Origin of the sequence: Nocardioides sp. Root122, assembly GCF_001425025.1 — a bacterium.
In the GTDB taxonomy this organism is placed as follows: Bacteria; Actinomycetota; Actinomycetes; order Propionibacteriales; family Nocardioidaceae; genus Nocardioides.
Genome location: NZ_LMDE01000011.1, coordinates 362430 through 377693 on the forward strand (window position 1 = coordinate 362430; position 15264 = coordinate 377693).

Genomic DNA, 15264 nt, shown 5'->3' on the forward strand with positions numbered 1-15264 from the left:
CGTCTCACTCGGGTCCGGTGTGCAGCGAGGCCATCACGGAGTAGCTGGTCCGCGAACCCTGCCGCGTGACGGTGATGGTGACCACGCTGCGCCCGCGCTGCAGCGCGGCGGCCTGCGAACCGGGAGCTGTCTGCGGGGCCGTCGCCTGCTCGACCATCCCGCGACGCCCGAGACGGGTGCGGTAGGCGAGCAGCACCCGGCCGGGTGCCATCGCGGTGGATCCGACCAGCGCCACCTGGAGGCGGTCGTCGGCAGGGGAGACGCTGCTGGTCTCGACCCGCGAGCCGGGGGCCGGACGCAGCGCGGCCGGGAAGCCGCCGACCAGCCGTCCCCGGGCGCTCGCCGCCCGTGGGAGAGGCGACGTCACCAGTGGCCGGTCAGCGTCGCCGAGGAGGTCGCCGAGGCCGTCGACGCTCGGCGCCGCGGCGACGGGCACCTCCAGCACGGCGCCGGACGGGTCGGACCCGCCGCCGTTGTCCGGCTGCGGGTCGGGCGACGGGTCTGAGGTGTCGTCGGACGACGGGTCCGACCCCGGACCCGGGTCGGGGGACGAGGAGGCCCCCGCCGCGGCCGAGGCTCCGCCGGACTTCTTGCCCGACTTCGTGCCCGGCTTCGTGCCCGACCGCTGGTCAGTCTGCCCGGCCGAGCCCGCACCGGAGCCGCCGTGCGTGGACCGGGCGGATGCGGCCGAGGAGCCGTCAGGCTCACCGCCGCCCGCGCACCCGCCGAGCAGCAGGGCCGCGGCGAGGCTGGCGGCGAGGACCGGACGACGTGGGTCAGTAGGCACCGCGGTGCCCCAGCACGGCCCGGACGGTGCGGACCAGGATGGACGCGTCGAGGCGCAGCGACCAGTTGTCGACGTACTTGAGGTCGAGGCGCACCGACTCGGTCCAGGAGAGGTCCGAACGGCCGGAGACCTGCCACAGGCCGGTCAGTCCGGGCTTGACGGCCAGCCGGCGGCGCGGGTCGACGTCGTAGTTCTCGACCTCGCCGGGCAGTGCCGGGCGAGGGCCGACGAGCGACATGTCGCCGCGTACGACGTTCCAGAGCTGTGGGAGCTCGTCGAGGGAGTAGCGGCGCAGCTTGCGGCCCAGCGGGGTCACGCGGGGGTCGCACTTGATCTTGAACATCACGCCGTCGAGCTCGTTCGAGAGCGTCAGGGTGTTGCGCTCCTCCTCGGCAGCGGTGCCCATCGTGCGCAGCTTGATCATGGTGAAGAGGGCGCCGTTGCGGCCGACCCGCTCCTGGCGGAAGAAGGCCGGGCCGGGGCTCTGGCGGCGGATCAGCACGCACAGCACACCGAGCAGCGGCAGGAAGACCAGGAGGGCGAGCAGCGCCAGGGTGCGCTCGACGACGTCCTTGACGATGCGGCGCGGGCTGTCGAGGGCGGCCGGCGCGACGTGCAGGACGTCGAGGCCGGCGGTGGACACCACGCGGGCACGCTGCGGCTCGACGTCGAGGAGCCCGGTCCCGAGGTAGATCTCGCTGCCGACGGACGCGACCTCCCACTGGAGCCGGCGCAGCGCCACCGGCGCGGTGTGGCGCCCGGGCAGCACGACCAGGGCGTCAGCGCTCTCGGCGACGAGGGCGGGCACCGCCTCGGTCAGGCCGAGGTAGGTCGGGATGTCGAGGAACGGCAGGTTGCTCCGACGCGTGAGGCACACCGCGACCACGTCGTCGCGGTTGACGGTGCGCAGCTCCACGAGGGCGTCGCGGATGTCGCGCGGGTGGCCGGCCAGGACGATGCGGGACCGGGGTCGGGCCGCGCCCAGCACGAACAGGACGTGGGTCAGGACGAGAGCGATGACGAGCACCGACAGGGCGGCGGGGGCGGCCGCGCCTGTCGACAGGGGGGTGCCCGCCACCGCGACCAGGAGGGCGATCGCGCCTGTCTTCGCGATGCGCAGCAACGCTGCTGCCCGAGTGTCACCCAGCGTGGTCCGCCGGTAGTGACCCACAGCGGCCAGTGCCAGCACCCAGCTGGTGGCCGCGAGCGGCGCGATCCAGAGGGGCAGCCCGACCTGGAGGGCGAGCGTGACGGCAACGGCCGTGAGAGCCGCCCACTCCGTCGCCACGCGGAGCCGCGAGTCCCAGCCGGTGCGGCGACGTGCAGGAGGTGCCTCGATGAGGGGCGCGCGCTCCGTGCGCGGCCGCGGCACGGCGATGATGCGGCTGCGTCGCGCCGGCGAGTCCGTCAGCGCGTCCGTGATCGTCGTCTGCACCGTGACTGCTTCGGTCATGTGATGCCCCCCATGTGGTGCCAGCTGGCATGTGTGCCTCCCCAGGCACCGCATGCAACGACACTAGGAATTGGATCGCCCCACGGCATGCCGTAAATGCGGCAAAGCCACGCAGGGTCCGGCGGGCAGGACGCGCTCAGGCGCCCTGCCGCCACCCGATCTGGTTGGCCATCCCGACGGCGGCCAGCTGCGAGGAGACCTCGAGCTTGTTGAGGATCGACTTCACCTGGGTGCGCACGGTCGCCTCGGACACGACGCTGTCCTGGGAGATGGTGCGCACGGTGCGGCCGTCGATCAGGGCGCCGAGCACCTGCCGCTCCCGAGGTGTCAGCAGGTCGAGGCGGCGACGGATGTCGTCGTGGGCCTGGCGGTCGCGTGCCCAGGCATCCAGCAGCGACTCCAGCTCCTCGCGCCCGATCACCGGCAGCCCCTGGTGGAGCCGTCGCACGGTGGCGAGGGCCGACTGGAGGGCCCCGCTCTTGGGCAGGACCTTGCGCGCGCCCATCCGCATGCAGCCGCCCCAGCGTCCGACGTCCTCCGACGCGGTCAGCACGACGACGTTGACGTGGGCGCGCGCCAGCGGCGCGATGAGGTTCATCCCGTCGCCGAAACGCCCGAGGTCGAGGTCGAGCATCACGGTGCGTGGGTTGGCCCGCAGGGCCAGCGAGCGCAGCGTCGCCATCGATCCGCCCTCGGCCGGCAGCTCGAGCCGGCGTACGTCGTAGCCCTCCAGGGAGAGCGCCAGCTCGAGGGACTCGGCAAAGAGGAGGTGGTCGTCGATGATCAGCACACGGTGGTCAGCCCGAGCGGAGCCATGCATGGCTGTCCTCCACGATCCTGCTCTCGGTCCCGTTCTCGGTGGAGCGCCGCGCGGCGGGCAGCGAGATGACGAAGGACGAGCCGACGCCCTGGTCCTCAGCGAGCCGCAGCGACCCGCCGTCCTCGCTCATCAGGCGCTGGGCCAGGTGCAGGCCGATGCCCTCACCCGGCGACTCGCTGCCCTTCTCGCCCCATTCGAAGATCTCCGTACGGCGGTCCTCCGGGATGCCACGACCGAAGTCGGTGACCCGGATGTCGACGGTCTCGTCGTCGCGCTCGACCACCTCGACCACGCTGCTGTCGCTGCCACCGTGGGTGACCGCGTTGTCCATGAGGATGTTGACGGTCTCCGCGAGCGCGTCGTAGCGGGCACGCACCTTGGTCCCGGCGCTCCGGAACTCGACCCGGCGCCCCTTGAGGTGCTGCAGGTCGAGGATGTGGCCGAGGGCCTCGTCGAGGTCCATCTCGGCAGCCGGCTGGTCGCGCTTGCTGAGCAGGCGCTCCATCCGGTCCAGCTCGCGTCGCACGGACGCCCACAGGTGCTCCCGGGTCTCGGCCGGGATGTCGGGGTTGTCGAGCAGCGCCGAGCCGCTCACCAGTCCGGCGACCGTGCTCCGCAGCTCGTGGAGCTGCTCACGCTGGTCGCGGGAGCTGGCGGCCAGGACCTGGTCGACCTCCTCCGCACGACGCTGCTCCAGGGCGGTGGCGCGGCGCGCCGCGACGAGCGCCCCCATCACCAGGGCCACGCCGAGCACGGCGACGGCCAGCTGAAGCGCCAGGTCGACGACGTCGCGCGACGAGCCGGAGCCGAACGTCAGCAGCGACAGGAGCAGGGCCTGCCCCGCCACCAGCGCTGCCGCGGCCAGCACCCACTTGGTCAGGAGCACCCCTGTCCTGGTGCCCGGCCTCGTCTGACGGGGCCCCCCGTGCCCCGTCCCCAGCACCGCCAGCCGGCGGTGCGTTCCCCCACTTGAATCCCCACGCATGTTGCTTCCCCCCATGTGATGACGCTGACTTCTCGAACTTCTTGGTCTGGCTCCGGCGCCGCTGCTCTGGGAGCTCTTCCGAGAGGCTCTGGATGCCGGTTGTGGGGGTGTCATGGATTGTGCTGGCCTACCGAAAACGTGGCAAAAGCGGTCTGGTCCGGCGTCTTCAGGCCTTCCGAAGTCTTCGTCAAGGCTTCCTTGAGGCAGGACCAAGCAGATCGGCAGGGGACTTCAAGACCTGCACGCGTGGGCGGTGTCCTGCCTCTCCCCAAAACGGTGCACGTTGCGCGGCTGGCCGGCACGGGTGCGGACTCCGCCCCCAAGGTGGAGGCATTCGTCTTGCGCGAGGGAGAAGTGATGGGCGTATCGGGACGCGACCGCGACGACGCGCCGACGCCGGCGAGCGTCGGCGTGCCGCCCTGGGTCGTGTCGCCGCACCTGCTGGTGTCGCAGGCCGTGGGCGCTGCCCTCGGCGCCGAGGGGGTCCCCGTGGTGGTCCATGCGTGGGAGGCCTTCGTCCACGAGGCCCAGGTCGCGATCTCGCAGGGTGCGACGCTCCATGTCGTGGTCATCCTCGACGCCCTCGACAGCCGCGGGGTCCGCGAGAAGATCACCCGCCTGCTGGCCCTCGGTGAGGTACGGATCGCGGTGGTGACCGCGGGGCCGCCGGCGCCCTGGTGGGGTGGCCTGCTCGAGGGGGAGGACGTCGAGGTGGTGTCGATGGCGACCTCGGTCCTCCAGCTCGCCCGGGTGGTCCAGCGGTTCGCCTCGGGCGAGCACTTGATGGATCTTGAGAAACGAGCAGAAATGCGGGATGCCTGGGCGAAGGCGCTTGACAGGCGCCAGCACCTCGTGCACACGGTGCGCACGCTCACGCCGCAGCAGCTGCGGGTCCTCGAGCTCCTCTCGTCGGGGCGTCGTGTGCGCGAGGTCGCCGAGATCCTGGGCGTGACCAGCGGCACCGTGCGCAGCCACGTGAAGACCTTGCGCGGCAAGCTCGGCGCGAAGACCCAGCTGGAGGCGGTCGCCATGCTCCGCCAGGTGCACGAGGTCGGCGACGGCGTCGACCTCGTCCCCCGGCCCCGCGCGGTCCCGGCTGCCTCCGAGGCGGCCACGGCGCGTCGCTAGGCTGCGGCTCATGATGGATCCCACGACCCTCGACGACCACGCCTTCGCCGTCTGGGCGGCCGAGCGCGCCGGCACCGTGCTGCTCGACGTACGTGCCCGAGCAGCGGACGAGGGGCTGGAGGGCAAGGCGCTCAAGGACGCCGGCGACGCCGCCGCTCAGGCCGAGCTCGACCGCATCCTGACCGAGCACCGGCCCGGTGACAGCGTGCTCTCCGAGGAGGCGGCCGACGACAAGTCGCGGCTGACCGCGCGCCGCGTCTGGATCATCGACCCGCTCGACGGCACCCGTGAGTTCTCCGAGCCGCCCCGCGACGACTGGGCGGTCCACGTGGCCCTCTGGGAGGACGGCGACCTCGTCGCCGGGGCGGTCGCCCAGCCGGCGCTGGGGGAGACCTTCGCCACCGGTCGGCCTGCAGTGGTGCCGCCGCGCACGTCCGAGCGGCCGCGGATCGCGGTCTCGCGCAGCCGCCCGCCGGCCTTCGTCGAGGCGCTGGCCGCCGAGCTCGACGCCGAGCTGGTGCCGATGGGCAGCGCCGGCGTCAAGGTGATGAGCGTGGTGCGCGACGTCGCCGACGCCTACGTCCACGCGGGCGGGCAGTACCAGTGGGACAACGCCGCGCCGGTCGTGGTGGCGCGGGCCGCCGGGCTGCACTGCAGCCGCGTCGACGGCTCGCCCCTCGTCTACAACGAGGCCGACACCTCGCTCCCCGACCTGATCGTGTGCCGGCCCGAGCTGGCCGAGCAGATCGTCGACTTCGTCAGGCGCCACGGCACGGAGTGACGCCCCCGGAAAGGCGCTTGCGGGTCGGCGCCGGCCTTGCCAGCGTGGGCCCATGACCTCCTTCGTCTCGCACACGACCGTCGACTGCCACAACGCCTACGAGCTCTCCGAGTGGTGGAAGCGGGTGCTCGGCTACGTCGACGTGGAGGGCGACCCCAACGAGCCGGGGCACGAGGAGTGCGAGATCCGCGACCCCGACACCGGGCACGCGATCCTCTTCATCGAGGTGCCTGACGCCGAGCTGCCCGCCAAGCGCATCCACTTCGACCTGCGCCCGCGCGAGGGCAGCCGCGACGCGGAGATCGAGCGGGTGCGGGGCCTCGGTGCCGTCGAGGTCGCCGACCAGCGCGGGCAGTACGGTCCCGGCACCGGCTGGGTGGTCTTCGCCGACCCCGAGGGCAACCAGTTCTGCATCCTGCGCTCGCAGGCCGAGGTGGACGCGGGCCCGCCGGTCGACTGAGGCGTCAGGGCAGCCGCTCGGGATGCGCGGCGACGTACGACCGCACCGGGACCGGGCGGCGGTGAGCGTAGCCCTCCGGCAGCCAGACGCTGCCGGCCCGCGTCAGGTAGTAGACCTGCCAGGCCAGGTAGCCGCGCAGCTGGCGCGGGTCGCGGCGCATCGCCTCCGCGTGCAGGGTGACGCCACGGACGTAGGCCCAGGAGTTGTTGTAGCGCCACAGCGCCGCGCCCTTGTCGCGCGCGAAGCCGTTGGCGCGCAGCAACCGTCCGGCGGCGAGGATCGCGTCGTGGGCGTCGTCGATGTCGCCGCCCGCGCCGTAGATGTCCCAGGTCGTCGGGATGAACTGCATCGGACCCTGCGCGCCCGCCACCGAGGTGCCCCGGATCCGCCCGAACTGCGTCTCGACGAGGTTGATCGCGGCGAGGTACTCCCAGTCGACGCCGAAGCGACGCTCGGCCTCGCGATAGCTGCGCAGGAGCGTGCGCGCAGGGGCCGGGGGCACGATCCGCCACGCGGGCAGCTCGTCGGCGAGGTCCCGGTTCGCGGTCGGGTGCATCGAGCGGAACTCCCGGCGGGCGGCCACGTTGGCGCGCACCCAGCGGCGGTCCGAGGGCCGCAGGCCGTCGAGCACCCGGGGGAGCCACGAACGGCGGACCGCGGTCTCGCGGACCGCTAGCTGGGCAGTGTGGCCGGCCGCGGCCAGGAGGCCGGGCGCGGGGTCGGCGGAGCGGATCACGCGCTGCGCGGCCGCGACCATCGCCGCCGCCTCGGCGGGGCTGGCCGGGCGGTGCGGAGTGCCGGCCAGCGCCGCCTCGAGCTCAGGGGGTACGACGCCCGCATCGGGGTCGGCGCGCTCGGACACCACTGCGTCGGCCGGGCGCAGGTCGTCCCCGCCAGAGGCCGACGGCCGGGCGGCGCCACCGCAGCCGGTCACCGCCAGCAGGAGTGCGGCGAGCAGCGGCGTACGGGTCATGCGTCCCACTGTCACACAGCCCGAGGTGCGGCCGACGAAATGCGAGCGACCCGGCAGAGCGTGCTCTGCCGGGTCGGTCGGGGTGATCGGTCGACGATGGTCGGCCGGTCGTGGGCTGGATCAGAAGACGGTGGTCTTCCAGACGAAGCCGTTGGCGGCGAAGCGGGAGTCCGCCTTGACGGTGAAGCTCCAGTACCAGGTGCCGCCGCGCTTGGGCAGGGTCACCTTGTACTTGCCGTTGGCCTTGGTCTTGATCTTCTTGAACTTCTTGAAGCCCTTGTTCTGCTTCTTGCTGACCTGGATGAGGATCTTCTTCTTGCCGTACTCGGGCGTGACCTTGCCCTTGATCACGAAGCCCGAGCTCGGGTAGGTGATCTTGCGGGCCACGCTGACGGTGAAGGGAGCCGACTCGCTGGGCGCGTAGTTGTCCTCGCTGGACGTGGTCGCGGTGTAGCCGCTGTAGACGACCTTGTAGGTCGTGGTGGCCAGGGGCTTCACGTCGTAGAAGGAGCTCGTCGCGGAGGTGCCGGTGGCGACGGGGGCCCAGGCGGTGGTGCCGGCCTCCATGGCGTAGAGCGTCGAGGTGCCCCTGTAGGCGCTCGAGCCGTTGGAGGCGTCGACGTCGACGCTGACGTAGAGGTCGTCGCCGTACTGCAGCTGGGTCTCGCTGGGCGTGGCGGCGGTGGTCGTGGTCAGGTTGACGGTGGCCTGGCTGGGCGCGGCGACGGCGATCGGCGCGAGGCCGAGCAGCCCGGCGGTGACCGTTCCTGCGACGAGACGAGTGATGCGCATGTTCCCCGTTGTTCCTCTCGGTGGAAGTTCTGGTTCGACCCGCGCTCGGGCGCCGGTCGCTGTGGGTGGTGCTACCCCTGTGACGCCCGGGACAAACCCGGAGTTGTCGACCGGACCGAGCCCCCATCCCGAACACGTCGCTGTCGGGCACCACCCGTAGACTTTCACGATCCCCCCTTCGTGCATCGAACGGGGGTCGTTCGCGTGCTCTCGAAGGGATCCCCGGTGCCGTCCACACCACTCCTCGCCCTCGCCCACCGCCTCGTCTCCGCGCCCACCCTCGGCGGCGCGCTCGCCGACGCGGCCGTGCAGTCCAGCCTCGACCTGACCGGCCCGGGGGCGGTCAGGCCGGTCGTGGTGCACGGGCTGGTCGAGCGCGGTCGCACGGTGCTGGCGGTGACCGCGACCTCGCGCGAGGCCGAGGACCTGGTCGAGGAGCTCGGCGACCTCGTCGACCCCGACACGGTCGCCTACTACCCCAGCTGGGAGACGCTGCCGCACGAGCGGCTCAGCCCCCGCAGCGACACGGTCGGTCGCCGCCTCGCGGTCCTGCGCCGGCTCCGCCACCCCGGCACCGACGCCGCCAACGGTCCGCTCAAGGTGGTCGTCGCGCCGATCCGCAGCCTGCTCCAGCCGCAGGTCCCCGGCCTGGCCGACATCGAGCCCGTGGAGCTGGCGCCGGGGGACTCGCGGCCGATGGAGGACGTGGTGCGCGGCCTGGCCGACGCGGCGTACTCCCGGGTCGACATGGTGGAGCGGCGCGGGGAGTTCGCGGTGCGCGGCGGCATCGTCGACGTCTTCCCGCCGACGGAGGAGCACCCGCTGCGCGTGGAGTTCTGGGGCGACGACGTCGAGGAGATCCGGGCGTTCGCCGTCGCCGACCAGCGCACCCTGGAGAAGGTCGAGCGGCTCTGGGCGCCGCCGTGCCGCGAGCTGCTGCTGACCGACGACGTACGCCGTCGCGCCGCCGAGCTCGGCCAGGCGCACCCGCAGCTGCTCGAGCTCACCGACAAGATGGCCGCCGGCATCGCGGTCGAGGGCATGGAGTCGCTGGCCCCGGTGCTCGTCGACACGATGGAGCTGCTCGTCGACCTGATGCCCGCCGGCACGACCGTGCTGGTGCTCGACCCCGAGCGCGCCCGCACCCGCGCCCACGACCTGGTGGCCACGAGCGAGGAGTTCCTCGGCGCGTCCTGGGCCGCCGCTGCCGGCGGTGGCACGGCGCCCATCGACCTCGGCGCCGCCTCCTACCGCGAGATCGCCGACGTGCGCCTGCGCGCGCTCGGCCTGGGCCACGCGTGGTGGACGGTCAGCCCCTTCGGAATCGGGCAGAGCGGCATCGACACCGACGACGCACCGGTCGACGCCCCCGTGGACGGCCAGACCGTCGGCATCCCCAGCCGGACGCTGCCGACCAACCCCGCCGAGGCCTACCGCGGCGACCTGCAGAAGGCCGTCGACGACATCCGCGGGTGGGTGAGCGAGGGCCTCGAGGTGGCGGTCGTGCACGCCGGCCACGGCCCGGCCCAGCGCTTCGTCGAGCTGCTCGGCGAGAACGACATCGCCGCCCGGCTCGTCGAGGAGGGCGAGCCCGCCGGCGCCAACGTCGTCACCGTCACCTGCGGCCACCTCGTGCACGGCCTGGTCGACGACGAGGCGCGGGTCGCGATCGTCACCGGCGACGACCTGTCAGGCCAGAAGGCCTCGACCCGCGACATGCGCCGGATGCCCACGCGCCGCAAGCGGCAGATCGACCCGCTCGAGCTCAAGGCCGGCGACTACGTCGTGCACGAGCAGCACGGCGTGGGCCGCTTCGTGGAGATGAAGCAGCGTGAGATCAGCGGCGCGGTCCGCGAGTACCTCGTCCTGGAGTACGGCCCCAGCAAGCGCGGCGGACCCAACGACATGCTCTACGTCCCGGCCGACACCCTCGACCAGGTCACCCGCTACGTCGGCGGCGAGAACCCCAGCCTCGACCGGCTCGGCGGCGGCGACTGGACCAAGCGCAAGAACAAGGCGCGTCGCGCGGTCCGCGAGATCGCGGCCGAGCTGATCAAGCTCTACGCCGCCCGCCAGGCCACCAAGGGCCACGCCTACGGGCCGGACACCCCGTGGCAGCGCGAGCTCGAGGACGCCTTCCCGTTCAACGAGACCGTCGACCAGCTGACCACCGTCGAGGAGGTCAAGGCCGACATGCGCCGCGTGGTCCCGATGGACCGCCTGGTGTGCGGCGACGTGGGCTACGGCAAGACCGAGATCGCGGTGCGCGCGGCGTTCAAGGCGGTGCAGGACGGCAAGCAGGTCGCCGTCCTGGTGCCGACGACGCTGCTCGTCACCCAGCACATGTCGACCTTCGCCGAGCGGATGTCGGGCTTCCCCGTCGTCATCAAGGGGCTCTCGCGGTTCCAGACCGACAAGGAGGCCAAGGAGGTCATCGCCGGCCTCACCGACGGCTCGGTGGACATCGTGGTCGGCACGCACCGCCTGCTCAACCCCGAGATCAAGATGAAGGACCTCGGCCTGATCATCGTCGACGAGGAGCAGCGCTTCGGTGTCGAGCACAAGGAGCAGATGAAGCGGATGCGGACGTCCGTCGACGTGCTGTCGATGAGCGCGACCCCGATCCCGCGCACGCTCGAGATGGCGGTCACCGGCATCCGCGAGATGTCCACGATCACCACACCGCCGGAGGAGCGGCACCCGGTGCTGACCTACGTCGGCGCCTACGAGGACCGCCAGGTCATCGCCGCGGTGCGCCGCGAGCTGCTGCGCGAGGGACAGGTCTTCTACATCCACAACCGGGTGCAGTCGATCGAGAAGGCGGCCGCGCACATCCGCGAGCTGGTGCCCGAGGCGCGGGTCGCCACGGCGCACGGCCAGATGGGCGAGCACGCGCTCGAGCAGGTGATGCTCGACTTCTGGGAGAAGCGCTTCGACGTGCTGGTGTGCACCACCATCGTGGAGAGCGGCCTCGACGTGTCCAACGCGAACACGATGATCATCGAGCGCTCCGACACCCTCGGCCTCTCGCAGCTGCACCAGCTGCGCGGTCGCGTCGGCCGCTCCCGCGAGCGCGCCTACGCCTACTTCCTCTACCCGGCCGAGAAGCCGCTCACCGAGACCGCCCACGAGCGGCTCGCCACCCTGGCCCAGCACTCCGACCTCGGCGGCGGCATGGCGATCGCGATGAAGGACCTCGAGATCCGCGGCGCCGGCAACCTGCTCGGCGGGGAGCAGTCCGGCCACATCGCCGACGTCGGCTTCGACCTCTACGTCCGGCTCGTCGGCGAGGCCGTCGCCGACTTCAAGGGCGGCGGCGAGGAGGAGGTCGCCGAGGTCCGCATCGAGCTGCCGGTCGACGCCCACCTGCCGCACGACTACATCCCGAGCGAGCGGCTGCGCCTGGAGATCTACAAGCGGCTCGCCGAGGTGCGCGTGGACGGCGACGTGGACGAGATCCGCGAGGAGCTCGTGGACCGCTACGGCGCACCGCCGGAGGTCGTGGAGTCGCTGCTGGTGGTCGCGCGCTTCCGCGCCCGGTGCCGCCAGGCCGGGGTCCGTGAGGTCACGGTGGCCGGCAAGTACGTCCGGTTCGCGCCGGTCGACCTGCCCGACTCCCGCGTCGTACGCCTCCAGCGGCTGCATCCGCGCAGCGTCGTCAAGGCGCCGGTCAGTACGATCCTCGTGCCGCGGCCGCAGACTGCCGGGTTCCCCGTGCAGCCGGTGGCCGGGGTGGCTTTGCTTGAATGGGCGCGCGGCGTGATCGACGAGGTGGTCGTCCCGCCCGCACCGGCGACCCCCGCAGCACCGACCAAGGAGTAGCTCGTGAGCAAGACCCGCCTGATGACGGCCGCGACGACGCTCGTCGCCGGCCTGCTGCTGACCGGGTGCGGCAGTGCCTCGCCCGGCGTGGCGGTCAAGATCGGCGACGAGGAGCTCTCGGTGCGCGACGTCGACACGGCGGCGCGCGAGATGTGCACCGCGCTCGGCGACCAGTTCGAGGCGCAGAGCACCGTGCTCCCGATGAGCTTCGTGCGCCAGGGCACCGTGCAGCTGCTGACGCTGCGCGCGCAGGCGCTGCAGGTCGCCGACGACTACGGCCTCGAGCCCGGCTCGGCCTACCACAACGACGTCGCCCAGCGCCGTCGTACGGCAGCCTCCATGCCGGCCGACGTGCAGGACACCTACGTCGAGCTCACCTCGGCCAACGCGCTCGCCAGCGACATCGTCGACCAGGTCGGCAAGATCGTGCTCGACGAGCGCGGCGTCACCGACGCCACGACCGAGCAGGTCACCCAGGCCGGCATCGACGTCTTCAACCAGTGGCCCGACGCCAACGGCGTGGACATCGACCCGCGCTACGGCCTCGAGAGCGTCGACGGCGTGCTGACCCCGATCGACACCAACACCTCGGTCGCCGTGGGCAAGACCGCCAAGGACGGGCTCAAGACCGAGCCCGACGCGGCGTTCGCCAAGACGCTGCCGCTGACCCACCGCTGCGGCTGAGCGCGATGCCTGACGGGGCCGACGAGCGGGGTGCGGACGGCTCGGCCCTCGAGGCGTTCGCCGACCAGATGCGGGTGCTCCAGCGCGAGTGCCCGTGGAAGAGGGAGCAGACCCACACCTCGCTGATCCCCTACGTCCGCGAGGAGGCCGAGGAGGTCGTCGAGGCGATCGAGTCGGGCGACCCGGCCGCGCTGTGTGACGAGCTGGGCGACCTGCTGCTGCAGGTGGTCATCCACGCCGTCATGGCCGAGGAGGCGGGCGAGTTCACGCTCGACGACGTGGCCCGCGGGGTGATGGCCAAGATGGAGCGCCGCAACCCGCACGTCTTCGGCGACGCGGTCGCCACCGACGTCGCAGAGGTGATGCGGCTCTACAACGCCGCCAAGGCCGCCGAGAGGGCGCAGGCGTAGTCGCGCGGGGTCAACGCGAGACCGCGACCCACCGTCCGACGAGCCCGACGGCGAGGACCGCCAGACCGGCCACCACGGAGCCGGTCGGCAGGGCAGCTGCCATCGTGACGCAGCCGAGGAGTCCGAGCACCTGGAGCCCGCGTGGCCAGCGCCGCTGCTCCGCCGGCTGGCGCAGCGCCGACAGGTTGGCGACGGCGTAGTAGACGAGCACGCCGAACGACGAGAACCCGATCGCGCCGCGCAGGTCGGCGGCCAGCACCAGCACCACCACCGCGACGCCGATGACGACCTGCGCCCGGTCCGGGACCTGGTGGCGCGGGTCGACGGAGGCGAGCCGTGCAGGCAGGTCGCGCTCGCGTGCCATCGCCAGCGTCGTACGTCCCACGCCGGCGAGCAGCGCGAGCAGCGCGCCGAGGGCGGCCGCCGCCGCCCCGATGCGGACGATGGGGACGGCCCAGTCCGCGCCGACGGCCGCGGTGGCAGCGGCGACCGGCGTCGGCGTCGTCGGCAACGCGTCGCCGAGGACGTGCACGAGCGCGAGGCCGACGAGGAGGTAGAGGGCGACGGCCGTGCCGAGGGCGATGAGGATCGCGCGACCGAGCAGCTCGGGCTTGCGCACCTCCTCGGCGAGGGTCGCGATGCGGGCGTAGCCGGCGAAGGCGAAGAAGAGCAGGCCGGCCGCCTGCAGCACGCCCCACACCCCGCGCGTGGCCGCCAGGGGCTCGACGGGCGCGGCGTCGCCCGTCCCGACGACGGCGAGGAAGCCCACGAGCACGACCAGGGTGGCGGCGAGCAGGACCCGGGCGGCGGTCGCGGTGCGGGTGACGCCCCTGAGGTTGAGCACGGTGAAGGCCGCGACCACCAGCGCGGCCAGCGCGCGCTGCCACCAGCCGGCGGCGGGGGAGGTGCCCGGCAGTGCGTAGGCGGCGAAGGTCATCGCCATCGCCGCGCACGACGCGGTCTTGCCGACCACGAAGCCCCAGCCGGCGAGGAAGCCCCACCACGGCCCGAGCACCTCGCGGCCGAAGAGGTAGGTCCCGCCCGAGGAGGGGTACGACGACGCGAGCTGGGCCGAGGCGACCGCGTTGCAGAAGGCGATGACCGCGGCGATGCCCAGCCCCACCAGCAGTCCCCGGCCAGCGGCCTCCGCGGCCGGGGTGAACGCGACGAAGACTCCCGCGCCGAGCATCGCGCTCAGGCCGACGACGACGGCGTCGCCCGTGCCGAGGCGGCGCGCGAGGGCGGGCCGGCCGCTCATGCCGTGGTCACCCCTGCGAGGCGGCGCCGGGCGGTGCGCAGCAGGTCGCCGGCGTCGGTGACCGCACCCGTCACCATCGCGCCGAGGGTCACCACCGAGGGGTCGGGCGAGAAGGCGTCGACCACGGCCTCGTCGAAGCGTCCCTGCGTGCCGAGCACCGCGACCGCGGAGACGAAGTCCGCGCCGACGAGGTCGAACCGCGCGCGCAGCCCTCCCCCCGAGGAGTACGACGTCTCGTGCACGAGCGAGGCCAGCCGCTCCATCCGGCCGACCACCTCCGCGAGCGCCGGGCCGGCGCCCGAGCTGTCGGGCTCGGGAAGGGCGGCGACGAGGTCGCCGACCTCGCCCACGTGCTGCTCCGCCATGGCGACGACGAGGTCCACGGACCCCATCCTGTCGCGCGACGGCAGCCGGATGCCATCCGGTGGCGCGAGATGGACGTCGCCCGGTGCGTCGATCGCCCACGACGTCGGCTCCGCGCGCCAGTCCGAGGGCCGGGCGCCGAGCTCGCGGCGGAAGGCCCGGACGAAGACGTCGTAGCCTCCGAAGCCGCAGTCCACCGCGATGTCCTGCAGGGTGCGGTCGGTCTCGCGCGCCAGCCAGGCGGCCCGCTCGAGCAGCAGCCGGTCGCGGAACCTCGCCGCCGACTCGCCCGCCATGGCCCGGCGGACCCGGGCGGCCACGTCGTCGTCGCCGTGCGTCACGCGGTCGACGTAGGCGCGGAGGTGGTCGGCGGGACCGGGCACGTCGCTGGGCACCCGGCGCACGCTAGCCGCGCCCACCGACGGGCCCGCGGCCGCCAGGCGCTGGCCAGGGCCCGGCCAGGGGACGTGGTCGCGGACGTCCCGGCGACGTGGGCGCCGGACGTGGCTAGGCTGGCGACCGACCCACGACGTACCGACCCAGGAGCC

At 72.9% G+C, this 15264-nt stretch carries 14 protein-coding genes; 6 read left to right on the top strand and 8 right to left on the bottom strand.

Annotated features, from left to right (window positions below; all coding sequences use genetic code 11):
• Positions 1–4 precede the first annotated feature (4 nt).
• The 4 genes from ASC64_RS14570 to ASC64_RS14585 form a co-directional block, all read right to left on the bottom strand.
• Complete coding sequence (locus ASC64_RS14570; protein ID WP_056908244.1) at positions 5–787, bottom strand: hypothetical protein; 783 nt, start codon at positions 785–787, stop codon at positions 5–7.
• Positions 777–2240 carry an exopolysaccharide biosynthesis polyprenyl glycosylphosphotransferase gene (locus ASC64_RS14575; RefSeq protein ID WP_156385217.1) on the bottom strand — a complete coding sequence of 488 codons (1464 nt, stop codon included), beginning with the start codon at positions 2238–2240 and terminating at the stop codon, positions 777–779. Before ASC64_RS14575 ends, ASC64_RS14570 begins: the two co-directional genes overlap by 11 nt.
• Before the next feature lie 136 nt (positions 2241–2376).
• Entirely contained in the window at positions 2377–3060 is a 684-nt protein-coding gene (locus tag ASC64_RS14580) for a LuxR C-terminal-related transcriptional regulator (RefSeq protein ID WP_056908246.1), read from the bottom strand.
• Positions 3038–3946 (bottom strand): sensor histidine kinase, encoded by a 909-nt coding sequence (locus tag ASC64_RS14585; RefSeq protein ID WP_056908247.1) that lies wholly within the window; start codon positions 3944–3946, stop codon positions 3038–3040. Before ASC64_RS14585 ends, ASC64_RS14580 begins: the two co-directional genes overlap by 23 nt.
• Positions 3947–4402: 456 nt before the next feature.
• Between ASC64_RS14585 and ASC64_RS14590 the strand changes: the two genes are divergently transcribed.
• From ASC64_RS14590 to ASC64_RS14600, 3 genes are read left to right on the top strand one after another with little or no spacing between them, the layout of a single operon-like run.
• Positions 4403–5173: a response regulator transcription factor gene (locus tag ASC64_RS14590; RefSeq protein ID WP_056908248.1), complete on the top strand. Its 771-nt coding sequence runs from the start codon at positions 4403–4405 to the stop codon at positions 5171–5173.
• Positions 5174–5183: 10 nt separating this feature from the next.
• Entirely contained in the window at positions 5184–5954 is a 771-nt protein-coding gene (locus ASC64_RS14595) for a 3'(2'),5'-bisphosphate nucleotidase CysQ (RefSeq protein WP_200937774.1), read from the top strand.
• A gap of 52 nt (positions 5955–6006) precedes the next feature.
• Positions 6007–6414: a VOC family protein gene (locus tag ASC64_RS14600; protein WP_056908249.1), complete on the top strand. Its 408-nt coding sequence runs from the start codon at positions 6007–6009 to the stop codon at positions 6412–6414.
• 4 nt (positions 6415–6418) lie between these two features.
• Here ASC64_RS14600 and ASC64_RS14605 read toward each other — a convergent pair whose 3' ends face one another.
• Positions 6419–7387, bottom strand: coding sequence for a lytic transglycosylase domain-containing protein (locus ASC64_RS14605; protein WP_056908250.1), 969 nt, complete (start codon positions 7385–7387; stop codon positions 6419–6421).
• Positions 7388–7507: 120 nt separating this feature from the next.
• Complete coding sequence (locus ASC64_RS14610; protein ID WP_056908251.1) at positions 7508–8179, bottom strand: hypothetical protein; 672 nt, start codon at positions 8177–8179, stop codon at positions 7508–7510.
• A 225-nt stretch (positions 8180–8404) separates the two neighbouring features.
• Here ASC64_RS14610 and mfd point away from each other — a divergent pair, with 225 nt between their 5' ends.
• The 3 genes from mfd to ASC64_RS14625 are packed head-to-tail and all read left to right on the top strand — an operon-like array spanning position 8405 to position 13095.
• A complete protein-coding gene (gene mfd, locus ASC64_RS14615) occupies positions 8405–12001 on the top strand; it encodes a transcription-repair coupling factor (RefSeq protein WP_056908432.1) in 3597 nt (1198 codons plus the stop codon).
• Between the two features lie 3 nt (positions 12002–12004).
• Positions 12005–12685 carry a hypothetical protein gene (locus ASC64_RS14620; RefSeq protein ID WP_056908252.1) on the top strand — a complete coding sequence of 227 codons (681 nt, stop codon included), beginning with the start codon at positions 12005–12007 and terminating at the stop codon, positions 12683–12685.
• A gap of 5 nt (positions 12686–12690) precedes the next feature.
• The gene (locus tag ASC64_RS14625; protein WP_056908253.1) at positions 12691–13095 is read left to right on the top strand and encodes a MazG nucleotide pyrophosphohydrolase domain-containing protein; all 405 of its coding nucleotides are present in this window, start codon (positions 12691–12693) and stop codon (positions 13093–13095) included.
• A gap of 10 nt (positions 13096–13105) precedes the next feature.
• Here ASC64_RS14625 and ASC64_RS14630 read toward each other — a convergent pair whose 3' ends face one another.
• A complete protein-coding gene (locus tag ASC64_RS14630) occupies positions 13106–14353 on the bottom strand; it encodes an APC family permease (RefSeq protein WP_056908254.1) in 1248 nt (415 codons plus the stop codon).
• On the bottom strand, positions 14350–15111 hold the full coding sequence (locus ASC64_RS14635) for a helix-turn-helix domain-containing protein (RefSeq protein WP_056908255.1): 762 nt from the start codon (positions 15109–15111) through the stop codon (positions 14350–14352). Before ASC64_RS14635 ends, ASC64_RS14630 begins: the two co-directional genes overlap by 4 nt.
• Between the last annotated feature and the right edge of the window lie 153 nt (positions 15112–15264).